The 21,263-nt window shown below is 67.3% G+C and carries 15 protein-coding genes; 10 read left to right on the top strand and 5 right to left on the bottom strand.

The window, feature by feature from the left end:
- The first annotated feature begins 9 nt into the window (after nt 1-9).
- From K0F85_RS19845 to K0F85_RS19830, 4 genes are all read left to right on the top strand, one after another.
- Nucleotides 10-1,152 (top strand): FIST signal transduction protein, encoded by a 1,143-nt coding sequence (locus tag K0F85_RS19845; RefSeq protein WP_219117663.1) that lies wholly within the window; start codon nt 10-12, stop codon nt 1,150-1,152.
- The gene (locus K0F85_RS19840) at nt 1,149-4,670 is read left to right on the top strand and encodes a response regulator (protein WP_219117662.1); all 3,522 of its coding nucleotides are present in this window, start codon (nt 1,149-1,151) and stop codon (nt 4,668-4,670) included. The genes K0F85_RS19845 and K0F85_RS19840 overlap by 4 nt, the downstream gene beginning before the upstream one ends.
- A 62-nt stretch (nt 4,671-4,732) precedes the next feature.
- Nucleotides 4,733-6,550 carry an alpha/beta hydrolase gene (locus K0F85_RS19835; RefSeq protein ID WP_219117661.1) on the top strand — a complete coding sequence of 606 codons (1,818 nt, stop codon included), beginning with the start codon at nt 4,733-4,735 and terminating at the stop codon, nt 6,548-6,550.
- Between the two features lie 31 nt (nt 6,551-6,581).
- Nucleotides 6,582-7,427, top strand: a complete 846-nt coding sequence (locus tag K0F85_RS19830; RefSeq protein WP_219117660.1) for a universal stress protein — start codon at nt 6,582-6,584, stop codon at nt 7,425-7,427.
- A 5-nt stretch (nt 7,428-7,432) separates the two neighbouring features.
- On the opposite strand, the gene K0F85_RS19825 is transcribed toward K0F85_RS19830, so the two are convergent.
- The 3 genes from K0F85_RS19825 to K0F85_RS19815 are packed head-to-tail and all read right to left on the bottom strand — an operon-like array spanning nt 7,433 to nt 10,224.
- Nucleotides 7,433-8,131, bottom strand: a complete 699-nt coding sequence (locus K0F85_RS19825) for a VIT family protein (RefSeq protein ID WP_219117659.1) — start codon at nt 8,129-8,131, stop codon at nt 7,433-7,435.
- 12 nt (nt 8,132-8,143) lie between these two features.
- Nucleotides 8,144-9,541: an ATP-binding protein gene (locus K0F85_RS19820; RefSeq protein WP_219117658.1), complete on the bottom strand. Its 1,398-nt coding sequence runs from the start codon at nt 9,539-9,541 to the stop codon at nt 8,144-8,146.
- Nucleotides 9,538-10,224 carry a response regulator gene (locus K0F85_RS19815; RefSeq protein ID WP_219117657.1) on the bottom strand — a complete coding sequence of 229 codons (687 nt, stop codon included), beginning with the start codon at nt 10,222-10,224 and terminating at the stop codon, nt 9,538-9,540. Before K0F85_RS19815 ends, K0F85_RS19820 begins: the two co-directional genes overlap by 4 nt.
- 111 nt (nt 10,225-10,335) lie before the next feature.
- On the opposite strand from K0F85_RS19815, the gene K0F85_RS19810 reads away from it, so the two are divergent.
- From K0F85_RS19810 to K0F85_RS19790, 5 genes are read left to right on the top strand one after another with little or no spacing between them, the layout of a single operon-like run.
- Nucleotides 10,336-11,508 (top strand): efflux RND transporter periplasmic adaptor subunit, encoded by a 1,173-nt coding sequence (locus K0F85_RS19810; protein WP_257572904.1) that lies wholly within the window; start codon nt 10,336-10,338, stop codon nt 11,506-11,508.
- Complete coding sequence (locus K0F85_RS19805) at nt 11,508-14,612, top strand: efflux RND transporter permease subunit (protein WP_219117656.1); 3,105 nt, start codon at nt 11,508-11,510, stop codon at nt 14,610-14,612. Before K0F85_RS19810 ends, K0F85_RS19805 begins: the two co-directional genes overlap by 1 nt.
- Nucleotides 14,599-14,925, top strand: coding sequence for a DUF3240 family protein (locus K0F85_RS19800; protein ID WP_219117655.1), 327 nt, complete (start codon nt 14,599-14,601; stop codon nt 14,923-14,925). Before K0F85_RS19805 ends, K0F85_RS19800 begins: the two co-directional genes overlap by 14 nt.
- Nucleotides 14,926-14,936: 11 nt before the next feature.
- A complete protein-coding gene (locus K0F85_RS19795; RefSeq protein ID WP_219117654.1) occupies nt 14,937-16,148 on the top strand; it encodes a TolC family protein in 1,212 nt (403 codons plus the stop codon).
- A gap of 49 nt (nt 16,149-16,197) precedes the next feature.
- On the top strand, nt 16,198-16,740 hold the full coding sequence (locus K0F85_RS19790) for a cytochrome b (protein ID WP_219117653.1): 543 nt from the start codon (nt 16,198-16,200) through the stop codon (nt 16,738-16,740).
- A gap of 19 nt (nt 16,741-16,759) precedes the next feature.
- Here K0F85_RS19790 and corA read toward each other — a convergent pair whose 3' ends face one another.
- A complete protein-coding gene (gene corA / locus K0F85_RS19785) occupies nt 16,760-17,746 on the bottom strand; it encodes a magnesium/cobalt transporter CorA (RefSeq protein ID WP_219117652.1) in 987 nt (328 codons plus the stop codon).
- 383 nt (nt 17,747-18,129) lie between these two features.
- On the opposite strand from corA, the gene K0F85_RS19780 reads away from it, so the two are divergent.
- Nucleotides 18,130-18,615, top strand: coding sequence for a hypothetical protein (locus K0F85_RS19780; RefSeq protein ID WP_219117651.1), 486 nt, complete (start codon nt 18,130-18,132; stop codon nt 18,613-18,615).
- A gap of 131 nt (nt 18,616-18,746) precedes the next feature.
- On the opposite strand, the gene K0F85_RS19775 is transcribed toward K0F85_RS19780, so the two are convergent.
- Nucleotides 18,747-21,263, bottom strand: a complete 2,517-nt coding sequence (locus K0F85_RS19775) for an ATP-binding protein (RefSeq protein ID WP_219117650.1) — start codon at nt 21,261-21,263, stop codon at nt 18,747-18,749.

The raw sequence follows: 21,263 nt of genomic DNA, 5'->3' as shown, positions 1-21,263 counted from the left end.
GAACCTGCCATGCGCGTGCAACAACTGGTCCTGAAAAACCGTGCCTATATCGATGATGCGCTGGCGCCGCTGGCCGCCATGGAGCCCGACCTGGTACTGGTCTTCGGCGCCTGCACCTACTTTGCCAGCACCGAACTGACGGCGGCGCTGCGGCGCCAATTGCCCGGCGCCGTCATCGCCGGCTGCTCCACGGCCGGCGAAATTGCCGGCAAGCGCGTCTACGACGACAGTTGCGTCATCACCGCCATCCGCTTCGCCCATACGACAGTGGCGATTGCCGACGCCATCATCTGTGACATGGCGGACTCGCACGACACGGGCGAACGCCTGGCGCAGGCACTGCCGCAAGACGGCCTGACGGCAGTGTTCATGCTGGGCACGGGCGTGGCCATCAATGGCAGCGCCCTCATCGCCGGCCTGCAGGCGCACCTGCCGCCGGGCGTGACCATCTCCGGCGGCCTGGCAGCGGACGGCGGGGCCTTTCGCCAGACCTGGACCCTGGGTCCGCGCGGCGCGGCCGACAATACCGTCGTCGCCGTCGGCCTGTACGGCGAGCATATCCGCCTCGGCTACGGCAGCCATGCGGGCTGGGAAGCATTCGGCCCGGCGCGCAAGGTGACGCGCTGCGTCGGCAACGTGCTGTATGGCCTGGACGGTGCGCGCGCGCTGGACATCTACAAGCTGTACCTGGGCGACCATGCGCGCGATCTGCCCGCTTCGGGGCTGCTGTTCCCGTTTGAAATGCTCACGGCCGCGCACGAAAAGAGCCATGTCTTCCGCACCATCATCGCCATCGATGAAGAGCACGGTTCGCTGACCCTGGCCGGCGACATCCTCGCCGATGGCTACCTGAAATTGATGCATTCCAGTACCAACCGGCTGATCGACGGGGCCGAAACGGCCGCGCGCGGCGTCCGGCCACACGCCGATGCGACAGGCGACCAACTGGCGCTGCTGGTCAGCTGCGTCGGGCGCAAGCTGGTCATGGGCGACCGTGTCGAGGAAGAGGTCGAGGCCGTGGCCGAGCTGCTCGACGGCGTGGCCTGCCTCGCCGGCTTTTATTCCAACGGCGAAATCGGCATCACGCAGCCGCATGGCGCCTGCCAGTTGCATAACCAGACGATGACCGTGACTGTGTTGAGCGAAGCATGAACCGCACCCTGGCACGCCAATTGAACCGCGTCTGCAATATCGACTCGGAAAACGCCTGCATCGCCATGCTGGAACAGGCGCAAACAATGTGCGCGCAAGCGGGCACGCCACCCGAACTGGCCGGCTTCCTGGCCGGCCTGCCGGCCCTGCTGCGGCGCATCGACAGCGCCTACGATCAGTCCGATCGCGACCTGGACTTGCGCTCGCGCAGCCTGGAACTGAGTTCGACTGAGCTGAGCATGACCAATGAGCTGTTGCGCACGGAACTGGCCAGCCGCAACCGCGTTTTGCAGTCGCTGCGCCTGGCGGCCATGCGCCTGCTCGACAACGACGATACTGGCCTGCACCTGCCGCAGGAAGGCGATATCGAGGGCCTGTCGCTGCTCCTGGCCGAGCTGGTGGCGCAGCAGGAACTGCGCCGCATCGAACTGCAGAACCAGCGCTTTGCGATGGACCAGCACGCCATTATCAGCATCACCAATACAGCCGGCGTCATCATCTACGTCAACGACAAGTTCTGTGCCATCAGCGGGTTCGCGCGCGAAGAGCTGGTCGGGCAGACGCACCGCCTGATCAATTCAGGCACGCATGCTGACGCCTACTTTGCGCAGATGTGGCAAACCATCACCGCCGGACAGGTGTGGCGCGGCGAAATCTGCAACCATGCCAAGGATGGCCGGCAATACTGGGTCGACGCCACCATCGTGCCCTTTCTCGATGCGGCCGGCAAGCCCTACCAGTACATCGCCATCCGCACGGAAATCAGCGAGAGCAAGCGCATGGCAGAGACCATCGCGAAAAGCGAGCGCGAATACCGCCACGTCGTCAACAGTCTCAATGAAGTGGTCTTCCGCACGGACTTGCACGGCGCCTGGACCTTCCTCAATCCCGCCTGGCACAGCATCACCGGCTTTTCCATCCCTGAAAGCCTGGGCAAGAACGTGCTGCAATTCATCGATGCGCGCGACCGCGACCGCGCCGCCGCCGGCCTGGCCCAGCTGCGATCGGGCCAGGTAGACAGCATGCGCCATGAAGCGCGCTATGTCACCAGCGACGGCAAGGTGCGCTGGATCGACGTGTGCGCGCGCGCCGAACTCGATGGCCATGGCCGGCTGGCCGGGATCACCGGCAGCCTGACCGACATCACCGAGCGGCGCCTGGCGGCGCGCGAGCTGCGCCACAACCTCAACTTCGTCGACGCGCTGATCGAGACCATCCCGATCCCCCTGTACCTGAAGGATGTGCAGGGGCGCTACCTGCGCGCCAACCGCGCCTTCTGCGCGTTCTTCCAACGCTCTCAGGCCGATATACTGGGCATGACGGCGGCCGACATCCTGCCGCAGCAGGAAGCGCAGCTGGTGGCGCGGCAGGACCTGTGCCTGATGCGCGACAAGGGCAAGCAGACCTATGAGGACCGGCTGACCGTCGGCACGCGGCAAGTCGATGTGCTATTTAGCAAGGCAACCCTGCTGGAGTCCGACGGCAGCATGCACGGCCTGGTCGGCACCCTGGTCGACATCTCCAGCCAAAAGGCGGCCGAACGGGCGCTGCTGCAGGCCAAGGAGGTGGCCGAATCGGCCAGCCGCTCGAAGAGCGAATTCCTGGCCAACATGAGCCACGAAATCCGCACGCCGATGAACGGCATCCTGGGCATGACGGACCTGGTACTCGATTCCGAACTCGACACCCACCAGCGCCAGTACCTGGAAGTCGTCAAGGCCTCGGCCGACGCCCTGCTCTCCATCATCAACGACATCCTCGATTTCTCGAAGATCGAGGCGGGCATGCTGACCCTGGAAAGCATCCCCTTCGACCTGCGCCAGTTGATGCAGGAAACCATGCGCAGCCACGCCATGCGGGCGCAGGCCAGCGGCCTGGAACTGGTGCTCGACATCGATCCTGCGCTGCCGCAAACCTTGCTCGGCGATCCAGGCCGGCTGCGCCAGGTGCTGACCAATCTGGCCGGCAATGCCATCAAATTCACGCCGCGCGGCGAGGTCACCGTCAGCGCCCGGCTGCGCGGCAGCGACGGCGGCACGGCCCAGGTGCGACTGTGCGTGCGCGACACCGGCATCGGCATCGCCGCCGACATGCAGGATGCCGTCTTCGACGCCTTCCAGCAGGAAGACGGTTCGACCACGCGCTGCTTCGGCGGCACGGGACTGGGCCTGTCGATCACGCGCCGCCTGGTGACGATGATGAAAGGCAGCATCGGCCTGTCGAGCGAGCTCGGCAAGGGAAGCTGCTTCAGCGTGGACCTGGCCTTGCCCATCGGCGAGCAACAGCCCTTCCTGTCGCCGCCTGGCGCTACACTGGCGGGACGCAGCATCCTGCTGGTCGACGACAACCCCAGCAGCCTGACCATCTTGCGCAAAATCTTCGAGCACAGCGGCGCCACCGTCACCGCCTGCGAGTCGGGCCAGGCGGCACTGGACAACTGCCGCACCAGCCTGCCCGCAGACTGCATCATCATGGACTTCGCCATGCCCGGCATGAATGGCTTCGATACGGCATTGGCCCTGGCCGACCTGCCACACTGGAGCCAGGTACCCATCGTCATGCTGTCCTCCAGCGGCAAGCTGGGTGACGCGGCGCGCTGCCGCGAACTGGGCATCGATGGCTTCCTGCTCAAGCCGGCCAGCCCCGAGGAATTACTGAGCATCACCATGAGCGTTCTGGGCACGTGCCGCGGCATGCACTGCGCCGCGCCCGTCGTGACGCGCCATCGCGTGCGCGAAGGCCTGCCCGGCCTGGACATCCTGCTGGTCGAGGACAACGCCATGAACCGCGAACTGGCCACCGTGCTGCTGTCGAAGGCGGGACACCGGGTCACCCATGCGGCGAACGGCCGCATCGCCCTCGATTGCCAGGCGGCCAGGCATTTCGATCTGATCCTGATGGACCTGCAGATGCCGGAAATGGGCGGCTTCGAAGCCACGGCGCAGATACGCCAGCGCGAGGCGCAGGGCATGCCCAGGAGCGTCATCATCGCCATGACGGCCAGCGCCTTCGCAGGCGACCGCGAACGCTGCATCGCCGCCGGCATGGACGACTACCTGTCCAAACCTTTCCGCACCGCCGCCTTCCAGAGTCTGATCGAGCAGCATGTGTTGCAAATAAGAAAGGAAATAGCGCCACCGGCAACGGAGGGCGCGCCGCGCTTCGACTATGTTGCCGCCCTGGACGACGCCGATCCCGAGGTGATCGGCATCATCGGCGCGTCCTTCCTGGCCGGCTTGCCGGCGCAGCTGGCCGCCATGCGCGCGGCCCTGCAGGCGGACGAACGGCCAACCTTGAGCCTGCACGCACATACCCTGGCCGGCTTGCTGGCCAACTTCCATGCTGGCCCCGCCGTCGCCCTCGCCGAAGCCATCGAGCGCGAAGCGGAAAAAGCCCGGCAGTCTGCATTGCTCGCGCTGCAAGATGCGCTGGAGCAGCAATTGCGGCTGTTTCTGCAGGAGACGGATGCGGCCATCGGCGCGGCAGGCAGCGCGGTCCACGCATCCGGTCAAACTTGATGTACATCATAATTTTTTAAACAAACTCTTGCTATCCTGTAAAAAATTGACAGGAGTACCGGATGAGCAAGACGCAGTCGAAAGGCATCGAGAAAAAAGTGGAACATGAGCGCCTGGGCAGCGCCTGGCAAGGCGTGCCGGCGCCCGACTATCCTGAGAGCGCGCCGGAAGGCGCCACCCTGGATCTGCTGCTGAACGCCTGGCTGGGCAAATTCACGGGCGGCATTTCGCCGGCGGCGCTGGGCAACGCCTATGTCGACTGGCTCAGCCACCTGGCACTGGCGCCATCGAAGCAGCAAACCCTGTTGCAGGAAGCGTGGAAGAAAATCAGCCGCTGGCAGCAATACGCGCTGCAATCGACCCTGCAATCGGCCCAGAGCGGCAACCCCAGCGCGCCGCCATGCATCGCACCGCTGCCGCAGGACCGGCGCTTCGACGACCCGGCCTGGCAGCGCTGGCCGTACAACCTCGTCTACCAGGGCTTCTTGCTGCAGCAGCAGTGGTGGCACCGCGCCACCACGGGCGTGCGCGGCGTCTCGCCGCACCACGAGGATGTCGTCACGTTCACCGTGCGCCAGTGGCTCGACATGCTGGCGCCGTCGAACTTCCCGCTGAGCAATCCCGTGGTGCAGCAAGCGACGCTGGCGAGCGGCGGCGCGAGCCTCGCGCGCGGCATGGCCCACGCAGTCGACGACTGGCAGCGCGCCGCCATCGGGGCAGCCGCGCCCGGCGAAGCGGCGTTCAAGGTGGGCGAGAACCTGGCCGTCACGCCGGGCAAGGTGGTCTACCGCAATGACTTGATCGAATTGCTACAGTACGCCCCCACGACGGCGACCGTGCATGCCACGCCCCTGCTGTTCGTGCCCGCCTGGATCATGAAGTTCTATATTCTCGACCTGTCGCCGCACAATTCGCTGGTGCGCTACCTGGTGGAACAAGGCCACACGGTATTCATGATTTCCTGGAAAAATCCGCTCGAAGAAGACCGCGAGCTGTCGCTGGAAGACTACCGCCAGCTGGGCGTGATGGACGCGCTCGACGCCGTTGCGCGCATCACGGGCGCGCCGCAGGTGCACGCGGCCGGCTACTGTCTGGGCGGTACCCTGCTGGCGATTGCCGCCGCAAGCATGGCGCGCGATGGCGATGCGCGCCTGGCCAGCCTCACCATGCTGGCCTCGCAGGTGGACTTCAAGGAACCGGGCGAACTGTCGCTGTTCATCGACGACAGCCAGGTCAGCTTCCTCGAAGCGGCCATGTGGAACCAGGGTTACCTCGATACGAAGCAGATGGCGGGCGCCTTCCAGCTGCTGCGCTCGAACGACTTGATCTGGTCGCGCCGGCTGCGCCATTACCTGCTGGGCGAAGACGAGCAGCACAGCGACCTGATGGCCTGGAATGCGGACGCCACGCGCATGCCCTGCCGCATGCACTCGGAATACCTGCGCCGTCTGTTCCTGCACAACGACCTGGCTGAAGGCCGCTACCGCACGGCAGGCCGGCACATCGCCCTGCCCGACATCGACGCGCCCATCTTTGCCGTAGGCACGCTGACGGACCACGTGGCGCCATGGCGCTCCGTCTACAAGCTGCAACTGCTGACCGACACGGACGTCGCTTTCCTGCTCACCTCGGGCGGCCACAATGCGGGCGTGGTCTCGCCGCCGGGCCAGCCGCGCCGCAGCTACCAGCTGGCCACGCACCGCCACGATGCCCCCTATATCGACGCGGACAGCTGGCAGCGCGACGTGCCGCACCATGACGGTTCGTGGTGGCCCGCCTGGCAAGCCTGGCTGGCGCAGGGCCCGGGCGCGCAAGTGGCGCCGCCGGCCATGGGCCCCGACCTGGGCGACGCGCCGGGCAGTTACGTGCTACAAACCTGATCACCGACAGCCGACAACCGAGGAAAACCCCATGCCCTACACTACCCTGCTGGTCCACGTAGACAATTCCCGCCACTGCGCCCGGCGCATCCGCCTGGCCGTGCGCCTGGCCGTCGCCGAAGGCGCCCATCTGATCGGTTCGGCCATGAGCGGCATCTCGCGCTATGCGTATGGCGGCGGCGTCAACGCGCTGCAGTTTGCGCCGGCGCAGATGCAGGCGCTGCGCACCCAGGCCAGCGAGGCCTTGCACGACTTCGAGCGCATCGCCCGCGAAGAAGGCCTGGGCACCTACGAAACGCGCTTCGTCGACGACGACGCGCAAGGCGCGCTGCTGCTGCAGGCGCGCTATTGCGACTTGCTGATCCTGGGCCAGACAGACGCGCAGGATACGCCTTCGCGCGTCATCGCCGGCACGGCCGAATACCTGATGCTGCATTGCGGCCGGCCCGTGCTGATGGTGCCGCACGCATCGTCCGCCGTCCCCGAGGGCAGAGCGCAGCATCCGCTGCTGGCCTGGAATGGCAGCGCCGAAGCGCTGCGCGCCATCACCGATGCGCTGCCGCTGCTGCAAGGGGCGCGGCAGGTCAGCCTGGCCGTCGTCAATTCACACGCCCAGGCGGCGGCGCACGGCGAGCAGCCGGGGGCCGACCTGGCCCTGTACCTTGCGCGCCACGGCGTCAACGTCGAGGTGCTGCAGCACGACACGCCGCCGGGCCAGGACGTGGGCGCCGCCCTGCTGGCGATGGCAGCCCAGCGGCACTGCGACCTGGTCGTGATGGGCTGCTACGGCCACATGCGCCTGCGCGAAGCACTGCTGGGCGGCGTCACGCGCACGGTGCTGCAGGAGATGACCTTGCCGGTGCTGGTATCGCACTGACAATGTCACGCTGGCGTGGCGCCAAACAGCGTGCCGATGCCCGAGGCCGCCGCCATCGACAGCGCGCTCCAGAACACCACCCGCAGCACGCCGCGGCCCACGCGCGCGCCGCCGGCCCTGGCGGCCAGGCCACCGAGCAGCGCCAGGAATAGCAGCGCGGAAGCAGCGATGGCTGGCGCCAGCAGGGACATGGGCGCCAGCAGCACCACCAGCAGCGGCAGGGCCGCGCCGACGGCAAAGCTGAGCGCCGAGGCCAGCGCCGCCTGCAGCGGGCGCGCGCGCATGCTCTCGGTGATGCCCAGCTCGTCGCGCGCGTGCGCGCCGATGGCATCGTGCGCCATCAGCGCCGTGGCCACCTGTGCGGCCAGCGCCGGCGCCAGGCCGCGTTCCACATAAATGTGCGTCAGCTCGCGCAGCTCCCCTTTCGGATCGTCACGCAATTCGCCGCCCTCGCGCTCCAGCGCCGCCTGCTCCGTATCGGCCTGTGACTGCACCGAAACATATTCACCGGTGGCCATCGACATGGCGCCCGCCACCAGGCCGGCCACGCCGGCCACCAGAATGCTGTCGTGCGTGGCATGGGCCGCCACCACGCCCAGCACCAGGCTGGCCGTCGAGACGATGCCGTCATTGGCGCCCAGCACGGCGGCGCGCAGCCAGCCCACGTTGTCCATCCGGTGAAACTCGCGGTGTCGCAATGGCATGATCAGCCTCCTTTATGCATGAATCGGCGCGCCGGCCGGCGCGGGAAAGCGTACCGACACCACCAGGCCCGTACCATCCGGTCCCGCCGCCAGCTGGACGCTGGCGCCATGTGTCTCGGCGATACGCCGCACGATCGACAGTCCCAGGCCGCTGCCTGGCTGCTGCGCGCCGGCGGCGCGGAAAAAGCGCTCGAACACGCGTTCGCGCAAGGGCTCGGCGATGCCCGGCCCCGTATCGCTTACGCGCAGCAGCACGCCATCGGCCTCGCTGCGGCAGGCGAGGTTCAGCTTGCCGCCGGCCGGGGTGTAGCGCATGGCATTATCCAGCAGGTTGCGCGCCAGGATCAGGATATGGTCTGGCTGCAGGCGGCACGGGGCCGTGGCCAGGTCCGCCTGCAGCAGCAGATCCTGGCGCTGCGCCTGCGCCAGCCAGGCGGGCAGCTCTTCGGCCAGCACGGTGGCCAGGTCCAGCACGGGCAGCTCGGGCGGCGGCTGCGACTGCGGGTCGAGCCGGGACAAGGTCAGCAACTGCCCCACCAGGCGCGTGGCGCGGTCCACGCTCAGGCCCAGGCCAGTCACGGATTCCTCGCGCTCCGCATCGCTGCGCGCCCGCTGCAGCACCTGCAGATTGGTCTTGATGGCCGCCAGCGGGGTGCGCAATTCATGCGCGGCGTCGGCCGTAAAGCGCTGTTCCTGCTCGCGCGTCTGGCGCACGCGGACGAACAGGCGGTTGATGGCCTGCAGCAGCGGCTGCACTTCCATGGGCGCGTCCTGCATGCTGACGCTGGCAAGGTCGTCGGGCGTGCGCAGCGCCACTTCATCGGCCGAGCGGCGCAGGGCGCCAAACACGCGGTTGATGCTCCACCAGATAGCCAGCGCGGCCAGGGCCGCCATCGGTACGCCGATGGCCAGCAGTTTCAAGGCGAAGCGGCTGCTGATTTCCTGGCGATGGCTGGCCGGTTCAGCCACCTGGATCTGCAACCGCGCGTCGTGATTCCAGCTCGTGTAGACGCGCCACTGGCGACCCTCGTTGGCGCGCCAGCTGTAGCCGACATCGGCCGGCGCGGCGAATGCCTGGTCCGGCGCGCCGGCATTCCTGTACAGCAGGCGCTGCTGCGCATCCCACACCTGGAACAGCAGATACTGGCGATGGTTGCGGTTCTGCTCCACCGGCATCACCAGCGCCGTGCTCGGTCCATGCTCCTGCACCTCGTGCTCGGCCAGGGAAAGCAGCAAATGCCCCGTCTCGGCCAGCGACTGGTCGAACAGTTCCTGGCTTTCGCGCCCCGCTTCCAGGTAGACGATGGCGGCGCTGAAGCCCCATAGCGTGAACGTCAAGCCCAGCAGCACGGCCAACAGCGTGCGCCGCAGCGACCAGGCGCCGGCGGCGCGCGGGGCGGGCGACGTCATGCGCGCGCCTGCGTTTCGGGCGTGTCTGGCCTGTCGATGCTGTAGCCGATGGCATGCACGGTGCGGATCAGCGCCTTGCCCAGCTTGCGCCGCAGATGGTGGATATGCACCTGCAGCGCGTTGCTGTCGACTTCCTCACCCCAGCTGTAGACGCCCTCTTCCAGCTGCACGCGGCTCAGTATGCGCCCGCGCTGCTCGACGAGCATCAGCAGGATGCTGAATTCCTTGCCCGTCAAGGGCACGGCCACGCCCGCCTGATGCACCTGGCGCGCGGCGACATCGATGACGATGTCGCCATGCACGAGTTCTTCGCGCGTGCGCCCGGCTGCGCGGCGGCAGGCGCTGCGCATGCGCGCCGCCAGTTCATCGAGGTCGAAGGGCTTGATGATGAAATCGTCCGCGCCCGCGTCCAGGCCGGCGACCCGGTCGATGATCTGGTCGCGCGCCGTGACGATCAGGATCGCCCCGTCATAGCCGGTGCGGCGCAAGGTCGCCAGCGCCTGCATGCCATCCTCGCCCGGCAAGCCCAGGTCGAGCAACAAACAGCCATAGCGGTGCAGGCGCACGGCCGTGTGCGCGCTTTCGGCCGACTGCACCCAGTCGACCGCATAGCCGGCCTGCTCCAGCCCCATCTGCGTGGCGCGCCCCAGTTGGGGGTCGTCTTCTATCAGCAATATACGCATCGTGGCTTGTCCTGTCCGAATTTGATGCTCGCAGCGTAGGCGCCGGACATTAAGAACTTCTTAACATCTGCTGGCGACCATCCATCCATCTTCCACTTCCGGCCGCCTCCCATGCCCGCTTACTCCCATCTTAACCGCTGCCAGCCTCGCTGGACAATACTGGCCCTGCTCGGCTGGCCGCTGCTGTCGGCTGCCGCGCCGCAGCAACTGCTGCTGAGTTCGCAGCAAATCAGCCGTGCCGGCATCGCCACCGCGCCGGCCGTCGCGACGCTGGCCGCCCAGGACGCGCCTGCCGGCAACGACCAGTACCTGTCCGGCACCGTGGTGGCGCCGCCCGGTGCGGGCGCCGTGTCCAGCGCCGTGCTGGACGGCGTGGTGCAGCAGGTGCACGTGACGCCACTGCAGCAGGTGCGCGCCGGCATGCCGCTGCTGACCCTGTACAGCCAGGGCTGGCTGGAGTGGCAGCGCGCCTACCTGGAAAAGACCAGCGCGGCGCGGCTGGCCCACGCCAGGCTGGCGCGTGACGAAGGGCTGTACGGCGACGGCATCATCGCCCGCGCGCGTCTCGATGAGAGCCGCGATGCGGCGCAACTGGCCACGCTGGCTGCCAGCGAACGCGAACAGGCGCTGCGCAGCGCCGGCCTCGATGGCGTGGCGCTGCGGCGCCTGCGCGAGCAACGCACGCTGTCGCCACTGCTCACGGTGCGCGCCAGCCGGGCCGGCACCGTGCTGACCTTGCCGGTCGAGGCCGGGCAGCACGTCGAGGCGGGCGCGCTGCTGGCACGCATGGCCGCCAGCGCGCCCCTGTGGGTACAGTTGCAGGCGACGCGCGCGCAATTGCCGCTGCTGCGCGTGGGCGACCTGCTGCAGGTGGATGGCTGCGCCAAGCTGCGCGTGACGGCCATCTCGCCCGTCGTCGACGCGGCCACGCAAAGCGCGCAGCTGCGCGCACAGCAAGTGGGCCAGGCGCCGTGCCTGAAAGTGAACGCCTTTGTCGAAGCGCGATTGCTGCGCCAGGCACAAGCGGCGGACGGCGTGGCCGTGCCGGCCGCAGCGCTGGTGCGCGGCACGGGCGAGGCGCGGCAAGACTATGTTTTTGTCGCCAACGCCAGGGGCTTCGTGGCCACGCCCGTGCAAGCCACGCCGGCCGGCGGCGGCATGGTCTGGGTGCGCGGCGCGCTGGCCGCAGGCGATGCCGTGGCCGTGCGCGGCCTGGCCGCCCTCAAGGGCAGCTGGAGCGGCCTGGGACCGGCAGCGGCCACGCCCGCCCAGGGAGGCAAGTGATGCTGGCCCGTCTGATCGCCCTGTCGCTGTCGCAGCGCCTGCTGGTGCTGGTGCTGGCCGCGCTGATGGCAGCGGCCGGCGTACAAGCCTTCCGCGCGCTGCCCATCGACGCTTTTCCCGATGTCTCCGGCACCCAGGTCAAGCTGATCCTGAAGGCGCCCGGCATGACGCCGGAAGAAGTCGAGGCGCGCATCGTCGCCCCCATCGAGCAGGAACTGCTGGGCATACCGCGCCAGGCCGTGCTGCGCTCGCAGTCCAAATACGCGATCGCCGACATCACGCTGGACTTCCAGGAAGGCACGGACGTTTTCTGGGCCCGCCAGCAAGTGAGTGAACGGCTGGCGAACGTGCTGAAAGATTTGCCGGCCTCCGTCAGCGGCGGCCTGGCGCCGATCACCACGCCGCTGGGTGAAATCTTCATGTTCACCATCGAGGGGCCCTTGAGCCTGATGGAAAAACGCACGCTGCTCGAATGGACCATACGCCCCCAGCTGCGCAACATCGCCGGCGTGGCCGACGTCAATTCGCTGGGCGGCATGGTGCGCAGCTTCGAGGTGGTGCCCGACCTGGCCGCCCTGGCCGCGCGCGGCCTGTCGCTGGCACAGCTGCAGCAAGCGCTGGAAGCGAACAACCGCAGCGATGGCGCGGGCCGCCTGGGCAGCGGCGAAGAGGCGCTGCTGATCCGCAGCGACGCTGGCATCCGCACGCTGGCCGACGTGCGCGCCATCGGCATTGCGCGTCGCGGCGACATGGCGGTGAACGTGGGCCAGGTGGCCACGGTGCGCATCGGCCAGCTGACACGCTACGGTGCCGTCACCCAGGACGGGCGCGGCGAAACCGTGCAGGCGCTGGTGCTGGCCATGCGCGGCGCGAATGCGCAGCAAGTGGTGCAGCAGGTGCGCGCGCGCCTCGACGCGCTGGGCCCCAGCCTGCCAAAGGGTACCCGCATCAGCACCTTCTACGACCGCGGCAAGCTGGTGGAGCGGGCCGTGGCCAGCGTCACGGGCGCGCTGGCCGAAGCCACCGTGCTGGTGATCGTGCTTCTCTATGTTTTCCTGGGCAACCTGCGCTCGGCGCTGGTAGTCGCCTGCATCCTGCCGCTGGCGGCGCTGGGCACCTTCCTGCTGATGCAGTCGTATGGCCTGAGCGCCAACCTGATGTCGCTGGGGGGCCTGGCCATCGCCATCGGCATGCTGGTCGACGCGGCCGTCGTGGTGGTGGAAAATATCGAGGCCCATGGCGCCCACGCCCAGCCGGGCGTACCGCGCCTGCACCGCATCTACCGCGCCGTGCGCGAAGTGGCCCTGCCCGTCAGCGCCGGCATGCTGGTGATCATGATCGTCTTCCTGCCCCTGCTGACCCTGCAGGGCCTCGAGGGCAAGCTGTTCGCCCCCGTGGCGCTGACCATCCTCTTCGCGCTGGCCGCCTCGCTGCTGCTGTCGCTGACCGTCATTCCCGTGCTGGCCTCGCTGCTGCTGTCCGAGCGCCACGCGGGGCCGCCGCGCCTGGTGCAAAAGATGGAAGCGGCCTACCTGGCCCTGCTGACCCGCGCCCTGGGCCGCGAACGCCTGGTCGGCGGCGTGGCCGTGGCGGCCCTGCTGCTGGCGGCCGGGGTATTCCTGCACGTGGGCAAATCGTTCATGCCCACGCTGGATGAAGGCGACATCATCATGCAGATCGAGAAACTGCCTTCCGTGAACCTGCAGGAATCGGCGCGCCTGGACCAGGCCATTCAGCGCCGCATCCTGGAACAGGTGCCCGAGGTGCAGCGCATCGTGGCCCGCCTGGGGTCCGATGAGCTGGGACTCGATCCCATGGGCTTGAATGAAACGGACTCCTTCCTCGTGCTCAAGCCGCGCGCACAATGGCGCAGCACGGACAAGGAAGTGCTGGTCGATGCCCTGCGCGCGGCCACGGCGAGCTTTCCAGGCGTCAATATCAGCTTTACCCAGCCCATCGAGATGCGCACCTCGGAAATGCTGTCCGGCGTGCGCGGCGACGTGGCCGTCAAGATCTATGGCCCGGATAGCAAGGCACTGGGCGCGCTGGCGGCGCGCATCGTGGCCCAGTTGCAGACGCTGGCCGGCAGCGAAGATGTGCTGACGACGCAAAACTCGGGCGTGCAATACCTGCAAGTCGATATCGACCGTGCGGCAGCGGCCCGCCTGGGCCTCTCCGTGGAGCAGATCCAGGGCGATCTGCGCACCCTCATCGAAGGCCGCCAGGCGGGCATCGTCATCGAGGGCGGCAAGCGGCTGCCCCTGCTGCTGCGCGGCGGCGATCAGCTGCAGCTGTCGGCCGAGCTGTTTCGCCAGTTGCGCCTGCCCATGAGCGACGCTCCCGCCATCGCCCTGAGCCAGGTGGCCAGCCTGCGCACGGTCGACGGCCCGGTCAAGGTGGAACGGGAAAACGCGGCGCGCCTGGTAGTGGTGCGCGCCAATGTACGTGGCCGCGACCTGGTCGGCTTCGTCGACGAAGCGAAGGCCCTGGTGGCGCAGCAGGTGCCGCTGCCTCCCGGCTACCGCATCGCCTGGGGCGGCCAGTTCGAGAACCAACAGCGCGCGGCAGCCCGCCTGGCACTGGTCGTGCCCGTCGCGCTGGCACTGATCTTCCTGCTGCTGTTCTGTACCTTGCGCAGCATCCGCCAAACCCTGCTGGTTCTGGTCAACATCCCGTTCGCGCTGACGGGCGGCGTGTATGCGCTGGCCCTGACGGGCCAATACCTGTCGGTGCCCGCCTCGGTAGGCTTCATCGCACTGATGGGCATCGCCGTGCTCAATGGCCTGGTGATGATCACCTGTTTCAACGACCTGCATGCGCGCGGCGCGGCCATCGGTGCACTGGTGCTGCAAGGCGCCGTACGGCGTTTTCGTCCCGTCATGATGACGGCCTGCATCACCGGCCTGGGCCTGGTGCCGCTGCTGCTGGCCACGGGGCCCGGCTCGGAAATACAGAAGCCGCTGGCCATCGTCGTCATCGGCGGCCTGCTCAGCGCCACCGTGCTGACCCTGGTGCTGCTGCCCCTGCTGTTCCGCCGTTACGGCGTGGCGCGCCCCGCCGCCCTTACCCCACCTTTGACTGGAGCCATTCATGCAGCACCCTGACCTTTCCCCCTGCGACGCCATGCTGACGCTGGCCATCCCCGTCGCCCTCGAAGAGGACGTGCTCGATTTCCTGCTGCTGCACCCGACCTGGGCGGCCGGGTTTTCCGTGCTTGAGGCGCAAGGCATGGGGCCAGGCGCCGCCTACCCCTCCAGCCTGGAACAAGTACGCGGACGGGGGCGGCGCAAACTGGTCCTGATCGCCGGCATCGACGCCGACTTGCGCCTGCTCGTGCAGGCGCTGGCGGCACAGCTGCCCAAGCCCGACATCGCCTACTGGATCAGCCCCGTGCTGTGCCACGGGAGGCTGGCATGAAGGCGCGCGCCATGGCATTGCTGCTCCTTGCGGCAGGGGCCCAGGCGGCGCCTGCCGCCCCATCGGCCCTGCCGCCCGAGGCCGAGGTGCGGCGCGTGCTGGCCAGCCTGCCCGCACTGCGCCAGGGGGTGCTGAATACGCAACTGGCCGGCGCGGAGCGCGACAAGCTGGCTGCCGGCCCCTATGAATGGACGGTGCGCGCGGGCGCCAGCCGGCGCACGGCCCCCGGCGCGGAACGCTATCGGGAACAGGAAGTGGCGCTGGAGCGGCCCCTGCGCTGGTTCGGCAAGGCCAGCCAAGACCAGGCGCTGGGCGAGCAAGGCCTGGCCGTGGCGCGCGCGCTGCATGCCGATGCCTGGCATGAGGCGGGGCGCGCCCTGCTGCGCGACTGGTTCGACGCGCTGCGCGAGCTGGCCAGCGTAGCGCGGCTGGAAGAACAACTGGCCGTCACGCAGCGCTTGCAGTCGATTGCCGCGCGCCGCGTGCAGGCCGGCGATGGCGCCGCGCTCGACTTGCTGCAAGCCGACACGGAACAGCGCCGCGTGCTGGCCCTGCTGCAACAGGCACGCCAGCGCAGCGAGCAAACGCTCACGCTGCTGGCCATCAGCTACCCCGGCTTGCCGCGTCCGCAGGCCGATGCGCTGCCCGTGCCGCAGGACGGCGGCGAGGAGGTATCGGTCTGGACCGAGCGCATCGAGCACGACAATCACGAACTGCAACTGGCCCAGGCTGAAGCGCAGCTGTACGCCATGCGCGCCAGCCGGCTGGCCAGCGACACCATGCCCGACCCGACGCTGGCACTGCGCACCGCGCGCGAGCGCGACGGCCAGGAACGGGTCTTCGGCGTCAGCCTGTCCTTTCCCCTGCCCGGCGCCGGACGGGCGGCCGACAGGTCGGCGGCAGCCATCAAGGCGTCGATGGCGAGCGAGCGGGTGGCGCAGACGCAGCTGCGCATCGCCCTGGCGGCCAGGCGCGCCGCGAATGACAAGGTGCGCAGCCGCGAGATATGGTCTACATTGCAAGAGGTACAACAACAAACCGCCCGCCAGGCGGACCTGATGCAGCGCGCTTACCAGGCGGGAGAGTGCACACTGGCCGCAGCGCTGGCCGGCAGGCGGCAGGCGCTGGACGCGGCGCTGACGGCACAGACGGCCCAGATCGAGGCGTTGACGGCCCAGGCGCGCCTGCAGCTCGACGCGCACGCCATCTGGTCCATCGACTGATACGGCGCCTACACGATACATCCACGCGACTCACCGAGAAGGAAACACCATGTACACCGAGAAATTAACGACGCAAGGCTGGCGCTATGCAGCCCCTGCCCGCATTCTGCACTGGCTGATGGCCGTGCTGATCCCCGCCATGCTGGCCCTGGGCTGGTACATGATGGAGGTGGAAGACGATCCTGGCAGCGAGGTCTACTTCAATCTGCATAAATCGCTGGGCCTGCTGCTCCTGCTGCTGCTCGCCGCGCGCGCCGCCTGGCGCCTGGGCCACAGGCCGGCAAGCCTGCCGGCGTCCGTGGCGCCGTGGCAAGCACGCCTGTCACGCCTGGGCCACGCCCTGCTGTACGCGGGCATGCTGCTGGTGCCTGCCGCAGGCCTGGCGGGGGCGCTGCTGAGCAAGAGCGGCGTGGCCTTCTTCGGCCTGGCCCTGCCGCGCTGGTTTGCGCCCAACCATGCGCTGGCCGAACAGTGCTTCGGCCTGCATGAACTGGGCGCCTGGACCCTGGCCGGCCTGATCGTGCTGCATGTGCTGGCGGGCCTCAAGCATCTGTTGCTGGACAAGGACGACGTCTTGCAGCGCATGCTGTAGCGCGCAGCGGGCCTGCCGGCTACAGCCAGCCCTCGCGCTTCAGGCGCCGGTGCAGCCAGTAACAGCCGGCGATAATGACAACGATCACGGCAGGATAGCTGCCGCGCCACTTCAGTTCCGGCATGAATTCGAAGTTCATGCCGTACAGGCTGAATACCATGGTGGGCACGGCCAGGATGGCGGCCCAGGCTGCCAAGCGCTTGACCACCTCGTTCTGGCGGATCGAAATCTGCCCCAGCGCCACCTGCATGGCCGAATTGACCAGTTCGCGCATCTGCCCCGCCGTGTGCGTGACCCGTTTGACGTGATCGAGAATGTCGCGGTAGTAGATGCGGTTTTCCTTGGGCACGATATCGCCATGGAAACGGATCAGCTGGGTGCAAATGTCATGCAGGGGATTGACAGCCGCGTCGAGCTTCAGCAGCTCTGTCTTGAGCTGGTAGAAATCCTGCAGCTTGTCTTCGGAGAGACTGGGCTTGAACAGTTGCAGCTCATAATGCTGGAAGCGGGACTGCAAATGGTCGATGCAGGGCTGGTACTGGTCGACGATGAAGTCGATGATGGAATACAACACGTAGCCGGGGCCGCTGGACAGTTTCTCGGGCACGCTTTCCTTGCGCTCACGCAACTTAGCATAGCCGGCCGAGGCGCCGTGGCGCACCGTGATGATGAAGCGGGGGCCGAGAAAGACGTGGGTTTCGCCGTAGACGATGGCGTCGCCGTCCAGGGTGGCCGTGTGCATCACCATGAACAGGGTGTCGCCATACTCTTCCAGCTTGGGGCGCTCGTGCGCCCCCTGCGCATCTTCGACGGCCAGTTCGTGCAAGCCGAAGGCCGATTGCAGCGCCTGCATGGCCGTGACGTCGGGGCTGGCCAGGCCGATCCACACGAAACAATCGGCGTCGCCGAGGAAATCGCCCACCTTGTCGATGTCGAAGTGGGCGATCTTCCTGCCATCGCGATAGGCTTCGCAATTGACGACGGCGGCGTGGGTACTCAGGTCCATGGTGATTTTCAGATAGGGGCGACTATGCCGGGGCGCCAGTATACCGGAGACCATGGCAACCATGCCAACACAGCGATGGCACGCAAAAAGGGGCTTGCGGGCGCCAGCGATAAGGCGGGCACCCTCGCTGGCTGCTGCGCTCGCTGCCCGGAAAATTGTGCTGCACGGACCACGCTGCCGACCTGGCGCAAGCTTGCATCGTCAAGCTGCCGGCCAGGCCCGGAAAGTTCAATGCCAATACTTATTATTACATTGCAGGGCCTGGAGGATGTCGCGCAATTTGGCGATGGTTGCCATACCCGCGCAACACGCCACGCCGCAAGCGGCCACTTTTCTGAAAATAGCGCTGATCCATGCCAGCCCTCCCGATTGACTCCCTTTGCGTGAGGGCCAGGCAATGCATCGCCGCGACCTGCCTGCAACGCTTTTGCCGGCGCCATGCCATCCACCATCCGGCACTGTGCCTGTTCATGGACCAGCGCTGCAAGGTGGCGCAGCTCGGGCGTGACGATTTTGCCGCCTGGGAGCAAGGCATCGCATCCTTGCCGATCACGCGCATGGGCGACCCGTGGCCGGAAGACGTATGCCAGGCCAACCCCAGGCAACTGCTTGCTCCCCTGATGGCGCTGCTGCAGCATGTGCTGGAAACGAGCGCCTGCACCTGGTATGACGACGACGACCTGCCCGCTTCAAGGCGGCAGCTGGACGCCGTCTTGCGCCTCTGCGGGCAGCAGGATGTCGCCGTGCCGGCGTTTGACGGCTATAGGCAACACGATGCGCCGCTGCGTGACAGCTGGGGGCCGCCCCTCAAGGCCGACGAACTCAGCGCGTGGCAGGCCCGGATATCGCCGGTACCTGCGCATCATTGACCAAGTCCGGACCCCGAAAAATAGCAAAATGATTAATTTGACATCGACCTCATTTGACGCGCCCCATCGCATGAAATCATCGCAACACAATCTCCAGGTCGTATAAAGGGATAAGGGACGTTGCAAGCAGGCTAAGGCGTGGAAATGACCGCGTTCAGCGCGCGCCGCAACTCCTTCAGCCGTGGCGGCTTGCCCAGCACGCAGTTGACGTGCTCGGGATAGTCGCTGTCGGCCGCCAGACGCTGGCCCCAGCCCGTGAGCATGATGATGGGCGTATCCGGCGAGCACTGGCGCACCGCGCTGGCCACCTTGCGCCCGTCCACGTGGGGCATGCCCAGGTCCGTGATGACCACCGCAAAGTGTTCGTGCCTGTCGCGCGCGGCCAGGAAGCAGTCGATGCCGGCCTGGCCCCCATCGGCGGACACCACATCGTGGCCATCGATTTGCAGGATGTCGCGCAGGGACTTGAGCACCATCGGGTCGTCGTCCACCACGAGGATGCGCAGGCGCGGCGGCACGGCGTGGGCCGTGTCGGGCGCGACCTCCCCTTCGTCCGCCGCGCAGGCGGGAAAAGCCAGGCGCACCGCCGTGCCCTGCCCCGGCGCCGTGAGGATGTCGATACTGGCGCCATGACGCTCCATCATGCCGTACACCATGGCCAGGCCCAGGCCCGTGCCCCGCTCGCCCTTGGTGGTGAAAAACGGTTCCAGGCAGCGGCGACGCGTATTCTCGTCCATGCCGATGCCCGTATCGCCCACCTCGATCTGCACCTGGCGCGCCGCCTGGCCGGGCACGCCGATGCAGCTGGTGGACACAGTCAGGGTGCCGCCGTCCGGCATGGCGTCGACGGCGTTGAAGACCAGGTTGGTCAGCGCTTCGCGCAGTTCGCCCACGCTGCCGGGCAGCATGGGCAGAGCGTCCGCCAGCTCCGTGCGCAGGGCGATGACGATGCCGCGCTGCTGCGGCATGTCGCTCCAGCGCGCGCGCGTCAGGTCCAGTACCTGCTGCACCACCAGATTGGCATTGATGGGCAACAGCGCCAGTTGCGGTTCGCGCTGGCGATAGAATTCGCGCATGCGCGCCACGGTGGCGGCCACGTCGTCGATGGCGCGTTCGATGACTTCCAGGCAATGCCGGCCCTGCGGGCTGAGACTGGTTTCCGTCTCCAGCAAGGACTCGGTGTAGAGGGCGACGGGAGAAATGGCGTTATTGATATCGTGTGCGATACCGCTGGCCATCTGCCCCAACGCGCGCAGGCGCTCCTGCTGCATCACCGATTGCTGCGTCTGGCGCAAATCGTCATAGGCGCACTGCAGCGCGCCGTAGAGCTGCGCCTGGTTGGCGGCCAGCGCCACATGCTCGCTCAGCTGGCTGAGGAATTCGCATTCGCCGCTGGCAAAGCTGTGCGCGGCGCGGCGCGCCACGATCAGGATGCCGAAGACCGTGTTTTCAGCCAGCAGCGGCGCCATGACGAGGGCGCGCAGCCCTCCTTGCGCCAGCCGCTGCGGAAACGGAAACGCCACTTCGCCAATGTCGGCTTCATACACTAGCTTGCCGCGCACGCAGCTCGACAGGCCATTCTCGTCAATGGGAATGTGCGCGTGTTCGCTCATCATGAACGACTGCGCCAGCGCTTCGCTGCGCACGCCCACGCACGTCACCTGCAGCGCGTGCCGGGACGGCTCGTACAGGCAGATGCAGCTGAAATCGATGGGCAGCTGGTCTTCCAGGCTGCGCACCACTACCTGGAAGATGCTGCGCAAATCCTGTCGCTCGCCGATCGAGCGCGTGATCTGCTGCAGCAGGTTCAGGCGTTCGAGCTGTTCATGCACCTTGCGCTCGGCCAGCTGGCGCTCGGCGATCTGCGTTTCCAGGGCGGCGTTCGTATGCGCCAGCTCGTCGCGCGAGACGGTGGTGCGGCGCAGCTTTTCGGTCATGCCGTCGAAGGCGCGCGCCAGGTCGCCGATTTCATTTTGGGTGTGCACGCCCAGCGCAAAATCGAGCTTGCCGGCGCCGACGATCAAGGTGCCCTGGCGCAGCTTTTCCAGCGGTCCCGTGACGCTGGTCATGGTGAAGTAAATCAGGCCGGCCACCAGGGCGATGATCATGCCGCCAAACACCATGACGGCGACGTTCGCCCGCTGCTGCGCATCGAGCACGCCTTGCCGGCTCAATTCGGACAGCCGCATCGCATCCGAGATCATGCCCTGCACCTTGCCCATGATCTGGCCGGACAGGCGCGACTCCAGTTCGCCCAGCACCTCGCGCCGCAACGGGTCCTGCCCCAGCTCGCGGTGGTTTGCCACAAACTGCTCGAACAGAGCGCCCACACCGGTCAGGTCACCCTGCAATTCACGCAGCAGCGCGCGCTCCTCGGCGGTGCTGAAAGCGGGCGTGGCCAGCAAGCCCGTGGACAGCGATTCGCTGCGCAGCTGCCACTGGGCGCGCGTGCGCGCGCCATGGTGCAGCGCATATTCGATCGACAAGTAGCGCAGCGACGTGGCGGCTTGCAGAATATTGCCTGCGGCCTTGTTCTTCGCCAGTTCGCGCTGCATCGCCATGGTGGTGGAAAACAGCATGACGACGATGATGGCCACGAGCACCACGCAAAACAGTTCTGCCAGCTTGAAGCGCGTTACGATTTTCAC

It is taken from the genome of Janthinobacterium sp. UMAB-56, assembly GCF_900095265.1.
Taxonomy (GTDB): domain Bacteria; phylum Pseudomonadota; class Gammaproteobacteria; order Burkholderiales; family Burkholderiaceae_D; genus Janthinobacterium.
This window is presented reverse-complemented; position numbering and strand designations above follow the sequence as displayed.

Bases quoted from the DNA above. Each gene is read 5' to 3' on its own strand.
- K0F85_RS19810 (WP_257572904.1), top strand. From the start codon at position 10,336: ATGCCCGCTTACTCCCATCTTAACCGCTGCCAGCCTCGCTGGACAATA.
- K0F85_RS19825 (WP_219117659.1), bottom strand. From the start codon at position 8,131: ATGCCATTGCGACACCGCGAGTTTCACCGGATGGACAACGTGGGCTGG.
- K0F85_RS19835 (WP_219117661.1), top strand. From the start codon at position 4,733: ATGAGCAAGACGCAGTCGAAAGGCATCGAGAAAAAAGTGGAACATGAG.
- K0F85_RS19795 (WP_219117654.1), top strand. From the start codon at position 14,937: ATGGCATTGCTGCTCCTTGCGGCAGGGGCCCAGGCGGCGCCTGCCGCC.
- K0F85_RS19840 (WP_219117662.1), top strand. From the start codon at position 1,149: ATGAACCGCACCCTGGCACGCCAATTGAACCGCGTCTGCAATATCGAC.
- K0F85_RS19845 (WP_219117663.1), top strand. From the start codon at position 10: ATGCGCGTGCAACAACTGGTCCTGAAAAACCGTGCCTATATCGATGAT.
- corA (WP_219117652.1), bottom strand. From the start codon at position 17,746: ATGGACCTGAGTACCCACGCCGCCGTCGTCAATTGCGAAGCCTATCGC.
- K0F85_RS19830 (WP_219117660.1), top strand. From the start codon at position 6,582: ATGCCCTACACTACCCTGCTGGTCCACGTAGACAATTCCCGCCACTGC.
- K0F85_RS19820 (WP_219117658.1), bottom strand. From the start codon at position 9,541: ATGACGTCGCCCGCCCCGCGCGCCGCCGGCGCCTGGTCGCTGCGGCGC.
- K0F85_RS19805 (WP_219117656.1), top strand. From the start codon at position 11,508: ATGCTGGCCCGTCTGATCGCCCTGTCGCTGTCGCAGCGCCTGCTGGTG.
- K0F85_RS19800 (WP_219117655.1), top strand. From the start codon at position 14,599: ATGCAGCACCCTGACCTTTCCCCCTGCGACGCCATGCTGACGCTGGCC.
- K0F85_RS19815 (WP_219117657.1), bottom strand. From the start codon at position 10,224: ATGCGTATATTGCTGATAGAAGACGACCCCCAACTGGGGCGCGCCACG.
- K0F85_RS19790 (WP_219117653.1), top strand. From the start codon at position 16,198: ATGTACACCGAGAAATTAACGACGCAAGGCTGGCGCTATGCAGCCCCT.